General features: G+C 63.5%; 9 protein-coding genes. 1 reads left to right on the top strand and 8 read right to left on the bottom strand.

Annotation, left to right across the window (positions count from 1 at the left end; translation table 11 throughout):
* Window positions 1–16 precede the first annotated feature (16 nt).
* The 3 genes from LVD12_RS14985 to LVD12_RS14975 form a co-directional block, all read right to left on the bottom strand.
* Window positions 17–1,186: an isovaleryl-CoA dehydrogenase gene (locus tag LVD12_RS14985; protein WP_237068534.1), complete on the bottom strand. Its 1,170-nt coding sequence runs from the start codon at window positions 1,184–1,186 to the stop codon at window positions 17–19.
* Window positions 1,187–1,212: 26 nt separating this feature from the next.
* Window positions 1,213–1,620: a MerR family transcriptional regulator gene (locus tag LVD12_RS14980; protein ID WP_237068533.1), complete on the bottom strand. Its 408-nt coding sequence runs from the start codon at window positions 1,618–1,620 to the stop codon at window positions 1,213–1,215.
* A 164-nt stretch (window positions 1,621–1,784) separates the two neighbouring features.
* Window positions 1,785–2,852: a hypothetical protein gene (locus LVD12_RS14975; protein WP_237068532.1), complete on the bottom strand. Its 1,068-nt coding sequence runs from the start codon at window positions 2,850–2,852 to the stop codon at window positions 1,785–1,787.
* A gap of 109 nt (window positions 2,853–2,961) precedes the next feature.
* Between LVD12_RS14975 and serB the strand changes: the two genes are divergently transcribed.
* On the top strand, window positions 2,962–4,092 hold the full coding sequence (gene serB, locus LVD12_RS14970) for a phosphoserine phosphatase SerB (protein ID WP_237068531.1): 1,131 nt from the start codon (window positions 2,962–2,964) through the stop codon (window positions 4,090–4,092).
* 5 nt (window positions 4,093–4,097) lie between these two features.
* On the opposite strand, the gene LVD12_RS14965 is transcribed toward serB, so the two are convergent.
* The 5 genes from LVD12_RS14965 to LVD12_RS14945 all read right to left on the bottom strand — a co-directional run bounded on the left by LVD12_RS14965 (window position 4,098) and on the right by LVD12_RS14945 (window position 12,998).
* Window positions 4,098–4,226, bottom strand: coding sequence for a lipoprotein (locus LVD12_RS14965; RefSeq protein ID WP_237068530.1), 129 nt, complete (start codon window positions 4,224–4,226; stop codon window positions 4,098–4,100).
* Between the two features lie 187 nt (window positions 4,227–4,413).
* Window positions 4,414–7,527, bottom strand: a complete 3,114-nt coding sequence (locus tag LVD12_RS14960; protein WP_237068529.1) for an efflux RND transporter permease subunit — start codon at window positions 7,525–7,527, stop codon at window positions 4,414–4,416.
* Complete coding sequence (locus tag LVD12_RS14955; RefSeq protein WP_237068528.1) at window positions 7,524–8,561, bottom strand: efflux RND transporter periplasmic adaptor subunit; 1,038 nt, start codon at window positions 8,559–8,561, stop codon at window positions 7,524–7,526. Before LVD12_RS14955 ends, LVD12_RS14960 begins: the two co-directional genes overlap by 4 nt.
* A 206-nt stretch (window positions 8,562–8,767) precedes the next feature.
* Window positions 8,768–10,735: a M1 family metallopeptidase gene (locus LVD12_RS14950; protein WP_237068527.1), complete on the bottom strand. Its 1,968-nt coding sequence runs from the start codon at window positions 10,733–10,735 to the stop codon at window positions 8,768–8,770.
* A gap of 175 nt (window positions 10,736–10,910) precedes the next feature.
* Complete coding sequence (locus LVD12_RS14945) at window positions 10,911–12,998, bottom strand: EAL domain-containing response regulator (RefSeq protein ID WP_237068526.1); 2,088 nt, start codon at window positions 12,996–12,998, stop codon at window positions 10,911–10,913.
* Window positions 12,999–13,014: the final 16 nt, after the last annotated feature.

Genomic DNA, 13,014 nt, shown 5'->3' with positions numbered 1-13,014 from the left:
GCTTTCTGCCAGTGTCTTAACGGGTTTCGTTGAACAGCTCGCGACCGATCAACATACGCCGCACCTCGGAAGTGCCGGCGCCGATTTCATACAGCTTGGCATCCCGCAGCAGGCGGCCGGTGGGATACTCGTTGATATAGCCGTTACCGCCTAGGGTCTGGATCGCCTGCAGGGCCATCTGTGTGGCGCGCTCCGCAGTGAACAGGATCACCGCAGCGGCATCCTTGCGCGAGTCCTCCCCGCGGTCACAGGCCTGGGCCACCGCATAGAGGAAGGCACGGCTCGCGCTCAGGTCTGCATACATGTCCGCCAGCTTGCCCTGCATGAGCTGGAATTCGCCGATCGCCTTGCCGAACTGCTTGCGCTCGTGCACATAGGGAACCACCACATCCATACATGCCTGCATGATGCCGACAGGGCCGCCGGAGAGAATGGTGCGCTCGTAATCGAGGCCGCTCATCAGGACCCGCACACCACCGTTCAGCTCCCCGAGGATGTTTTCCTCCGGCACCTCGCAGTCCTCGAACACCAGCTCACAGGTGTTGGACCCGCGCATGCCCAGCTTGTCGAGTTTCTGCGCCTGGGAAAAGCCCTTGAACCCGCGCTCGACGATAAACGCGGTAATACCGCCGGAACTGATACCCGGCTCGGTGCGCGCGTAGATCACGTAAGTATCGGCATCGGGACCGTTGGTGATCCACATCTTGTTGCCGTTGAGGATAAAGCGGTCGCCTTTCTTTTCCGCACGCAGCTGCAGGCTCACCACATCGGAGCCGGAGTTGGGCTCGCTCATGGCCAGGGCGCCGACGTGCTCACCGGAGCAGAGCTTGGGCAGGTATTTTTCTTTCTGAGCCTGGGTGCCGTTCTTGCGGATCTGGTTCACACACAGGTTCGAGTGGGCACCGTAGGAAAGTCCTACCGAGGCGGATGCGCGGGAGATCTCCTCCATGGCCACCGCGTGGGCCAGGTAACCCATACTGGAGCCGCCAAACTCCTCTTCCACCGTGATGCCCAGCAGGCCCATGTCACCGAACTTCTTCCACATATCGGCGGGGAACTGATTGTCCTCATCGATCTGCGCAGCGCGGGGGACGAGTTCTGCCTGGCAGAACTTGTAGACCATGTCGCGCAACATATCGATCTCTTCACCGAGATTGAAATTGAGGGTGCGGTAAGCGGTGTTCATAGCAGCTCCGGAAATCGGTTAGCAGTTCACGGGGAAATATTCTTCGCGAGAGAGGCGCGCGCGCGCGACTCCGCCTCGTCCAGTTCGCCCATCAGGCTCTGGATATCGCGCAGCTGCTGCTGCAACTGTGCGCGCTTCTGTTCGATGCCCTGCAGCAAGCGCTGCAGCTGTTCCACGTTGCCGTGGGCCGGGTCGTACATCTCGATGATTTCCCGACTCTCGTCGAGGGAGAAGCCCAGCCGCTTGCCCCGCAGGATCAGCTTCAGCCTGACCCGGTCTTCCGGGGAGTAGATGCGGGCCTGGCCACGGCGCTCGGGACTGAGCAGCCCCCTGTCTTCGTAAAAGCGGATGGCACGGGTGGTGATGCCGAACTCCCGCGACAGGTCGGAAATGCTGTAGACGTGGTTTTCGGCCTGTTTCGGTGAGGACTTCATCGGGCTCTCATTGGGCTCTTCTAACAACGCAGGCAAGCCTAGCAGAGGGTTACGTTGACGTAAACGTAAAGCAGGCGACAAAACTGAACCCGGCGGGGCGATCGGTCGGGGCCCGACGGTCGAGGGGAGATTGCGGCAAACCAGAACCGGGTGAAGGGGCGACCTCAGGCCTGGACCAGCTGCTGCAACTGGCTGTCCAGCAGCTTCTGGTATACCGGCGCCAGTGCCGTGACCTCCAGCCCGGCGTCACTCTCATGACACTGGATTCTCTCGGCCAGGTCTTTTTCCTCCAGCAGCTCCCGGTGCAGGTAGAGGCTGCGCGGCTGGGCCAGCAGGCGGTCCGCGGAGAAATCCTCCAGCTGTCCGGGGGTCACCGCCAGAGCCAGCTGCAGGCCGCTCACCGCACTCGCGCCCTGCAGCTCCCGCAGCAACAGGCCGCAACAGACAGCCCGAAAGCACCCATCGGCGCCAGTGAAACCCAAGCCCTGCTGGGGACCGGCATCCTTCAGGGGGCGGGCATCGTAGATGCGGCACAACAGGCGCAGCCGCTCCTGCAATTGCTGCTCCAGTTTCTCCAGCGCACCCCGGCTCAGCTGATTGCGCAATTGCGCCCAGTTCAGCGGCCGCAGGTAGAGCCCTGCAACGAGCGGCGGCTCCGGGGCCGGCACCGGCTTGGCAGGTGCCGGCGCAATGACCGGCGTGCCCCGGCGCGCAGGCAGCTGTGCAACCGCCAGTGCCGCCACCGCACTGACCGGCAGCGCGAAGACGAGACACAGCAGCAGGCTCGCCCATGGGAAACGAACGTCCGCCCCCGGCACATAATTGACCGCCACGCTGCCGGCCAGGCTGTCGTGCAGCACCACCGGCGCTGTCACGGTGATACCGCGGTCGATTTCGCCCACCTGGGTCAGCGGGTAAGACTCCACATCCTGCACGGTTACGCCTGTCACTGCCGGCAACGCCAGCAGCTCCTGTGCCAACAGTTGCAGGCTGATGCGGTCCCCCGCCACGATGCGCTCCAGGCTCTGGCGGGCCAGTACCGCGGCAGCAGTCTCTGCGATGATCTTGTCCCGCGTCTCTGCGGCGGACTTCTGTCGCCCGTAATCGTGGCTCAATGCCGTGGCACAGAAGGCGGCGACCACCAGCCAGACGGCCAGACCGACCAGCTGTTGGCGGGCATTGGGGGACAGTGCGTTGAAGAGGCGGGAAAAGTCCGGGCGGGTGACTGGCATGAGGGGCACACTTATTGTCTTTTTTGGACGGCAATGGCGTGGATTTTAGCGGATATTGCCGGCGGGGCTATAATGCCCAGCCAACTTTGCGACGCCACGGACACTGAACATGGATGCCTCCACTGAAACCTCCTCCCTGCAGCTGCCGTTCGAACAGATCGCTGCATCCACCGGCGATGCGCCGCTGCATTTCCTGGAGTTTCATCCACGGCTGGCGTCAGAAGCGCTGATCGGACTGGGCCGGGCTGGCGACGCGCAATTCAGTGGCGCGCGACCGCTTGAGCACCCCGTGCCGACCCAGCCCGCTGCCAGTGCGGTGACCAGTCCCTGGTGCCTGACCCTGCTCTCTCCTGCCGCCAGCCTGGCGCAACTGCGCGGGGTACTGGATTTTATTCGCGTGCGGGGGGCGTCTACCGAAGCGGTGGACACCCTGTCCCGGCGGCGCGACTGCACTGTACTGCGCTTCCAGATCGATGGTGAACTGGACTTCGATGAAACCCGCCGCGCCTGCCTGGCACTTGCAGAGGAAATCGGCGCCGACCTGGTCCTGCAGGCTGGCGACAGCCAGCGCCCGCCCTCTCTCGCCGGGTTTGATATGGATTCCACCCTCATCGACGCCGAGGTGATCGACGAACTGGCGAAGATCACCGGCATCGGCGATCAGGTGGCCGCGATTACCGAGGCGGCCATGCGCGGTGAACTGGATTTCCGCCAGAGCTTCAAAAAGCGCATGCGCCTGCTGAAAGGATTCCCGGAGACGGAACTGGCACGGATCGCGCCACAACTGCCTATCAAGCCCGGCGCCGAACGGCTGCTGCGGGCGCTGCGGGCGCTGGGGTGCAAGACTGCAATCCTGTCCGGCGGCTTCACCTATTTCGCCCACTACCTGCAGTCGGAGCGGCTTGCGGTAGACATCGTGCACGCCAACGAGTTGGAATTTGCCGACGGTGCGCTTACTGGTGAGGTCATCGAGCCGATCGTGGACGGGGCGCGCAAGCGCGCCCTGCTGGAAGATATGGCGGAAGCGATGGGACTGCCGCTCTCCCGGGTGATTGCGGTGGGGGACGGCGCCAATGACATCCCGATGCTGTGCCTCGGCGCGCTGGGAATTGCTATCCACCCCAAGCCCAAAGTACGGCAGGAAGCACCGCAATCCATCGACCGCTTTGGCCTGGATGCGGCGCTCTATCTGTTCGGGTTGAATGACGGCCAGATCGCCGGGTTACTGGACAGCGACTGAAGCACTCAGCGCAGGATGCCCGCGTGGGGGAACATCGGCCCCGGTGATGGCAGCGACGGCCGCTCGTCACAGACCTGGCGGCTGCACCCGGCAACCACCAGTATTAGCAAGATCAGAACAGTTACTCTACGCATAACCCCATCCCCTACCCTTCAGGGGCCCCTCCCTGGTAAATTCGCATCTGGCGACAAGCGAGCATACTTTACCGCCTTTTATCGCCTTCACCCACCACTTTGACAGGGGCACGGCAAAAAATGTGCATCAGTCTGGCGCGACCACAAGGGTTTGCGCGCCAGGCACACTTCACGGTTACCGGCTGGCTCAGCCGGCCGGCGGGTGCTCCCCCTCGAGCTGCGCCACCGCGCGCCCGACTTCACCCGGGGAGCCGGTGCGGCGGGCGAGCAGGTCATAGGCAGCGGGCACCACAAAGATGGTGAAGACCGTCGCCGCCAGCACGCCAAACAGCACCACCACACCGATCACCGAGCGGGTTTCCGAACCGGCCCCACTGGAAAGCAATAGCGGCAGGGAGCCGGCAGCCGTGGTGATACCGGTCATCAGGATCGGTCGCAGGCGTGTCGCAGATGCACGGCGCAGGGCCTCGCCAAACGCCAGCCCGCGGTCGCGCAACTGGTTGGCGAACTCCACGATCAGGATGCCGTTTTTGGCCGCCAGGCCGATCAGCATGATCAGCCCCACCTGGCTGTAAAGGTTGAGGGACTGGCCGGTCGCCAGCAGCCCCACCAGCGCACCCGCCATCGCCAGTGGCACAGTGATCATGATGACCAGCGGGTGCACAAAACTCTCGAACTGTGCCGCCAGCACCAGGAACACCACCAGCGCTCCCAGCACGATCGCAAACACGATGGTGCTGCCAGAATCCTGGAAGTTCTTCGACTGGCCTTTGTAGTCGACCACCGGTGCGCCGACGATGGTGCGGTCCACCACGTCGTTCAGGTAATCGATGGCATCACCGAGGGCCAGGTCATCGGCCAGGTTCGCCTCCAGGGTGATCGAGCGGATGCGGTTGTAGCGCTGCAGATTTGGGCTGTCCGCATACTCGCGTACTTCCACAAAGCTCTGCAGCGGCACCAGTGCACCACTGGCGGCGGAACGGGTGTAGATGTTGTCGAGGCTCGACGGGCTGCGCTGCATGTCGCGCTCACCCTCGAGGATTACATCGTACTCTTCGCCATCATCGATGAAGGTGGTAGCGCGCAGGGACCCGAACATGGTCTGCAGGGTGGAGCCGATATCGCTCACCCTTACCCCGAGGTCCGCTGCCCGCTCGTAGTCCACCGCGATGCGCATCTGCGGCTGGGTCTCCTTGTAGTCCCAGTCCACCCCCAGCAGGCCCGGGTTGGAGCGCGTGATCTCGGCATCGATCTGGTCGCGCCACTGGGTCAGCTGCTCGTAGCTGGGGCCGCCGAGAACAAACTGAACCGGCTTGCCGAGCCCGCCACCGAAGCCCTGGCGCATGACCGGGAAGGCGCGCACACCACTGAGGTCGGCCATCTTTTCCCGCACCATGTTCATCAGCTCGAACCCCGATGGCCGCTCGCCGAACGGCGCCAGGGTAAAGATCACCATGCCCGTGTTGAACGTGGCCGAGTTGCCGAAGGAACGGGGCGCACGCACCAGCAGGCGGCGCACATAGCCCGCATCCACCAGCGGCATCAGCCGCTGCTCGATGATGTCCATGTATTCCTGCATGTACTCGTAACTGGCACCCTCGGGACCGTTGACCAGCAGGAAGAAAGAACCGCGATCCTCCCGCGGTGCATATTCGCTGGGGATCAGTTTGAGGGCCAGCGCGGCAAACACCATCACGCCGGCAAAGCCCGCCACGGCAATCCAGCGATGGCGCAGCAGACCGTCGAGGGCGCCGCGATAACCCCGCTGCACCCGCTCCAGCTGGCGGTCCATGGCGCGGGTCACGGCGTTGTGGCCGTCGCTCGGCTTGACCAGTTTCGAGGCCAGCATCGGCGACAGGGTCAGTGCCGTCAGCGAGGAGAAAATCACCGCTGCCGACATGGTCAGGGCGAACTCGGAAAACAGCCGGCCGATATCCCCGTCGACGAATGTGATGGGCACGAATACCGCCACCAGCACCAGCGTTGTGGCCACCACCGCGAAGCCCACCTCGCGGGCACCCCGGTAGGCCGCAAGGAGCGGCGGCTCACCGTATTCATCCATGCGCCGGAAAATATTCTCCAGCACCACGATGGCGTCATCCACCACCAGGCCGATGGCCAGTACCAGTGCCAGCAACGTGAGCAGGTTGATACTGAATCCAAACGCATACAGCAGAATGGAGGTGGCGATCAGCGAGACCGGCACCGTAATCGCGGGCACCAGTGTCGCCCGCCAGTTGCCGAGAAACAGGTAGATCACCAGCACAACCAGGATCACCGCGATGCCGAGGGTGGTGTAGACCTCCTTGATGGCCTCGCTGACGAACACCGAGGAGTCGTAGCTCTCGGCCAGGGTCATGCCCGGCGGCAGCGTCTCGTTGACCCGCTTTAGCTCCCGCTTGGCCGCCTCGGCCACGGCAATGATGTTGCCGGTGGACTGCTTGGTGATGCCGATACCCACCATGGCCTCGCCGTTGCCGCGGAAGGTGGAGCGCTCTTCCACCGAGCCCAGCTCGACCCGCGCCACATCCGCGAGCCGCACCACATGCCCATTGTCGCCGGTGGTGACAGCGAGGCGCTCGAATGCGGCCTCACTGCGGAACTGGCGCTGCAGGCGCAGGGTGAACTGGCGATCCGTGGACTCCAGGTAGCCGGCCGGCAGCTCGCGGTTTTCCGCCCGCAGGGCCCGTTCGATATCCGCAGCGGTGACCCCATGGGCGACCATGGCATTGCGGTCGAGCCAGATACGCATGGCGTATTCCTTACCGCCACCGACACGCACACGGGCCACGCCGTCGAGGACCGAGAAACGGTCCACCAGGTAGCGGTTGGCATAATCGGTCAGCTCCGGCACCGTCATGCGCTCGGAGGTGAGGTTCAGCCACAGCACCACGTCGTCACTGCTGTCGACCTTCTCGATTTCCGGCGGATCCGCCTCCACCGGCAGATTGTCCATGACCCCGGCAACGCGATCGCGGATGTCATTGGTGGCGGCGTCGATGTTCCGGTTGATACCGAATTCGATGGTGATGGAGGAGCGGCCGTCCTGGCTCGAGGAAGAGATGCTCTCGATCCCCTCGACACCGGCGATGCGGTCCTCGATCAGGCGGGTAATCCGGGTCTCGACGACATCCGCCGAGGCACCGGGGTAGTCGGTGCGCACCGACACGATGGGCGGGTCGATATCCGGGTATTCCCGCAGGGACAGGCGATCAAAGCTGATCAGCCCGAAAACCACCAGTAACAGGGAGAGGACCAGCGCAAAAACCGGGCGCTTGACGGCGGTATCACTGATGATCATCGCAGGCTCAGCTCCTCGGCGGACTGCTCGACCACCGGCTTGCCGTCCTGGAGATGCAGCGTGCCGCGCGTCACCACCCGCTCACCGCGGCTCAGTCCCTCCAGCACCTCCACCTTGCCCGGGTAGCGCTGGCCCAGCTTTACCTGACGCTTGCGCGCCACGAAACCGTCATCAGCCGGCTCCAGCACATACACCCACTGGTTGTCGGCCAGCGGGATCAGGGCCGCCTCGGGAATGGTCAGGGCCTCACGCTGGTCGCTGACGATGGTGACCACCAGCATCATGCCGGGTTTCAGCAGCTCATCGGGGTTGTCGAGCCGGGCGCGTACTGTGAAGGCGCGGGTCTGGCTGTCCACCCGCGCTTCCGCGATCATCACCTCGCCGTGGAATACCCGTTCCGGGAAGGCGCGGCTGACAGCACGGATCGGCATCCCCCCCTGCACCGCCGGCATCTGTCGTTCGGGCACAGTGAAATCCAGCTTCAGCTGGCGGATATCCTGCAGAGTGGTGATCTCCTCCGACGGCGATACCAGGCTGCCCACGCTCACGTCGCGCAGGCCCAGCTGGCCAGCAAACGGGGCGCGGATGATACGGTCCTCGATCCGCGCCTCCAGCGCCTGCAGCCGGGCCCGGGTTTCGGCCACCAGCGTTTCGGCAGCATCCAGCTGTTCGCGGGTGGCAAGCTTGTTTCGCACCAGGCGCTGCAGGCGCTCCAGGTCGCGGCGGTGTCGCTCTAGGCTGGCTCGGACGCCCGCCAGCTCCGCCTTCTCTTCGCCGTGGTTCAACTCCACCAGAACATCGCCGGCCTGCACCCGCTGACCACTATCGAAATTGATACGGGCAATGCGCTCGGTCTCTGTGGCACGCACCGAGACATACTCCCAGGCACGGGCAGTACCCAGGGCCTCGATCGGCGTGGCCACCGGCTCAAGGCGCACCTCTGCAGTGCGCACAGGCACGGCGTTGCCGCCCTGAGCCAATACGGGGTTGGCAATGAGAGCCAAAAGGAAAAAGGTCACTCGGAAAGGTTTCATGCTCTGTTTCTTGTCACGGTGAAATCAAACCACAGCACACCGCAGCGTGCGCCCATCCGGTAATGAGGTCCGGGCGCAGAGGGGAGCGGAGTCGGAAACCGGCCGGCAGGCAAACTGCAGGCCGGGGGTTTTCTGGGTACGGGGGAAATCCGTTTCCGGTTCACCCGGCGGGTATGCGGCGGCGCCGGCCGCCGCCACCGCGCGGGTTACTGGGCGTCGTCGCCGTAGATGATCCGGCTGTTCACTTTCACAGTCAGCGGGTGGTATCCCACCTTGGCCTGCTCGAAGATTTCCGCCGCCATCTCCTGCTTCCCGGTTTCTACCAGGTTGCGGTAGAGCGGGCGCAGGAACTTGTTGCGGCCGATCTCGGTGAGGAAGTTCTCAAGGCGCCCGAACGCAGGCTGGTAGTCATTGCGCACGGCGATCATCAGCCAGCTGAAGGCGATCTCGTTGTTCTTGGACTCGGTCAGGTTGAAAGCGCTATCCAGTTCTTTCAACTGCTCCTCACTGAGCTTTTCCGGCATGCCATCGAGGAAGTACTTCCACTGGTGGTAGGTCCAGTCGCCAGTATCGATATCCGCAGCGGCGATTTCACCTTTCAGCCATTGTTCGCGGACCGGGTCGATCTTGGTGAAGGCATCGGAAGTCGGTACCGGCGCACCCTCCGGGATGCCCGGCTCGTGGATCCACTGACGGATTCGCTCGGCGTCCAGCTCGTCCGGATACTCTGCCAGCAGGGTCTTCTCCAGATAGCCCTCGAAGTCCTCGGTGGTGATGCTCTGGAAGGCGAAGTTGTTGAAGTAGTCCAGCAGGAACTTGTCGAAGTTTTCGCGGCCCACTTTCTGCTCCAGCTCGTAGAGGAACAGGGAGCCTTTTTCGTAGGGGATATTGGAGAATACCTCGTCGGGATCACGACCGCGCAGGTCGATGGCCATGATCTCGTCACCATCCGGCCGGTCCGCCAGATCCGCCTGCAGATCGTCGTAGCCCAGCGCCATCTCCATGCGGTAGCGCTCGTCGCCGTATATGTTCTGCATGATGCGGTTGGTCAGGTAAGTGGTGAACCCCTCATTCAGCCACAGGTCGCGCCAGCTGGCGTTGGTCACCAGGTTACCAGACCAGGAATGGGCCAGTTCGTGGGCGATCAGGGCCACCAGACTCTTGTCGCCGGCGATCACCGTCGGGGTGATAAAGCTCAGGCGTGGATTTTCCATACCGCCGAAGGGGAAACTCGGGGGCAGGATCAGCAGGTCATAACGATCCCAGCGGTAGGGACCGTAGACCTGCTCGGTGGCTTCCAGCATGGACTCGGTGTCCTCGAATTCCGCCGCTGCAGCGTCGAGCAGCTCCGGCTCGGCGTAGACACCGGTGCGCTCGCCCATGGGCTTGAATTCCAGGTCGCCGACGGCCAGTGCCAGCAGGTAGGACGGGACCGGCTGCGGCATGGAGAAATCGAACACACCGTCCATTTCCGCTGCCGGGTCGTTGTCCGCACTCATGACCGCGCGCAGGTCTTTCGGAGTGCGAATGGTGGCGTTGTAGGTGATGCGCACCTGCGGCGTATCCTGCAGCGGCACGAAGCTGCGCGCGTGGATCGCCTGGGCCTGGGTGAACAGGAACGGGTGCTCACCGCCGGCGGTCTGCTGCGGCTCCAGCCACTGCACGCCGGACGCATCCGGTGAGGTGCGGTACTGGATGGAAACCGCCGTGGCAGTCTTCGGCAACTGGATCTTCAGTGGCGTGCCCAGGTTGGGGTCGGTTTCACCGAGGGAGAACTTGACCGGTTTCATCTGCCCGCCGTGGCCGGCCTTCACAGATTCGATTTCCAGGTCACGGGTATCCAGGATCAGCGGTTTTTTCTGGTCGGTGAGGCGCTTCAGCTGCAGCCTCGCCTCGCCCTCCAGCACCTTGCGCTCGAAATCGACGTTCAGGTCAAGGTCCACATGCTTGACGCGGAAATCACCGGTGTTGGCGAAGGAGTGATAGTCCACCCCGGACTGCGGCTGGTCGGCCTTGGCCGCGGCTGCCCCCTGGGCCCCGGTGGCGGGTGCTTCGGCCTGGGGCTGCGCAGCAGACTCGGTTTCGGGCTTTTTCGGTTCCTCGGACGGGGAGCAGGCTGCCATCAGCGAAACGGCGCCGATCAGCAGGCTGGTACGGACAAATCTGGAAGACATGGAGAGGCTCCAGTGGGTTTTGGCTTATTGAAATTGCGCTAAAGGATAACCAAACCGCGGCGCAAGGTGAAAGCGCGTTGCAGGGAAAGAGGGTTTTGCGCGGACACTTTGCGCACTGCCACCACGGGGAGAGAAGAATTTGCCGACGACGGGGACGACCACCGTCGGCCCCTGGTCAGTCCAGACTGAAGTCGAAGGCCATCTCTTCCGCCGGCGCCTGGACATAGTAACCCTGGATATAATCGGTGCCCGTTTGCCACAGGGTCGGCAGCATACTGGCCTGTTCGATGTGCGGCACGATGACCTTGGTGCCAGTCGTGGAGAGCTCCCGGATCAGGTTGGCCAGGGTCTCACTGCTCTCGCCCTCATCCTGTACTTCCCGCACGAACGACGGGTCCACCTTGGCCACATCGACCTTCACGTGCTCGAGGGACTTGAAGGGGTTGAGGCCGGTACCGAAGTGGCACACCGCCACCCGGCAACCCAGGTCCTGCACCTGCTTGGTGAAATCCCGCGCGGCGTGCAGGTTGCTGTTGATATCCTCCTGGCGCAGCTGGAATACCACTGCACCGGGAGACACCTTGGCGGCCTTGAAGGCCACCCCGAGCCAGGCCGGCAGGCCGCTGTCCAGCAGCGAAGCTGAAGTCAGGTGCAGCAGCAGCGTGACCTGCTTGCCGGCACTGCGCTGTGCCGCAGCCGCCTTGATGGCGGTCAGGATCACCCAGCGATCCAGCTTGGAACACAGCGAGGAATCGCCAATACCCTCGAGGAAAGCCACCGGCGCCAGTTCTTCCCTGCCATCCACGAGCCGCACCAGCACCTCGTAGAGATGCTCGCCGCTGCCCTGCAGGCTCAGCACCGGCTGGTAAAGCAGCTTCAGGCTGCCCGCCTCCAGCGCCTGCGCCACCCTCGCGCGACGGTAGGTATTGGCGTCGTCCTGTTGTTCCGTATCCGGTTCGTAAAGGGCGAAACAATTGCCCTTGTCATTGTTCTGCAGCGCCTGGTCGTGGGCCCTGAGCGCCTGATTGAGCACTTTCTCGCCACTGCCGGAGGCCTCACTGAGCAGCGAGATGCCCACCGATGCGGTGACATGCAGTGTTTTGCCCGCTGCCTCGAAAATGGTGTCGGAAACCTTCTTGAGCAGTTCTGCGGTGCGACGCTCGGCACTGTCCGGTGTCGTCTCGGACATCAGCAGACAGAAGCTGTCGTCACCGTAACGGGCGACAACATCGCCACGGCGCAGGCTGGACTGCAGCAGCTCCGCCACTTTCTTTTGCAGTGCATCGGCACCGGCCACCCCCACAGTACCGAGCACCGCCTCCTCGAACCGGTCGATCTCCAGGTAGAGCAGGCCACCGGTGCGCTGGGAGCCGGCGATCGAGTTGATGGTGGAATCCAGCAGTCGCAGGAAGTGCTGACGGTTATAGAGCCCGGTGAGGGGGTCGCGGTTCTTGATATCGCTCAGCTGGGCCTCCAGCTGTTCAGTGTCGCCGGCACGGGTGGCAATGCGCACCTGCAGACAGCGCTCCTCGTCGTAGACAGTGGCGAGGACCTCAGCCCTGGTGGGCAGGTGGGAACCGGATGCCGTCTTGGCAGTGAACTTCCACTGCTGCGCCTCCACTTCATTGTTATCGATGGCGCACTGCTTGAGAAACTCACGACCGTCTTCGCGCTCGTTTTCGCTGAGCATGTCGATCAGCGGCTGGTACTCCACATCCTCACCGCTCTTGTAACCGAAGCGCTCGGCGAAGGACTCGTTGGCGTACACGATCAGGCCGTCGGAGACATAGGCAATGGCGTCCTTGGAGCTGTCGAGCAGCTCCTTGGCGCGCTGCAGGGTGGCGTGATAGCGGCGATCGTGCAGTCGCGCCTTGCGGCGGTTTTCCAGTGCCTGCAGTTCGCGCTGGATCACCAGCAGCAGGTGCTGGTCTTCATCCACGGTGACCACATCGCGGGCCCCCAGCTTCAGCCCCTCGACCACCGCCTGGGCGCCATCGCGCTCGCTGAGCAGCAGTACCGGCACATCTTTCTGCATCTTCTGGATGGTGCGCAGCGCCACGGCAGGGGCCAGCTTCTCGCTGCCCTCGGCCGCGATGAGCAGGTCCCAGGTCTTATCCTGCAGCAGCTTGACCAGGGCCGCCTCACTCGCCACGTGCTGGGCCCGGTTGGGCCGGCCCGCATTGTGGAGCATGCTGACAAGTCTCTGGGCCTCGGAGGGCACATCGTGGATCAGGAGAAGTCGGATGGTATCGCTGGCGCTCATCTTATTGCTCTTTGTG

It is taken from the genome of Microbulbifer guangxiensis (assembly GCF_021729075.1).
In the GTDB taxonomy this organism is placed as follows: Bacteria; Pseudomonadota; Gammaproteobacteria; order Pseudomonadales; family Cellvibrionaceae; genus Microbulbifer; species Microbulbifer guangxiensis.
The sequence above is the reverse complement of the archived record's forward strand: the minus strand, read 5'-3'. Positions and strand labels throughout refer to the sequence as shown.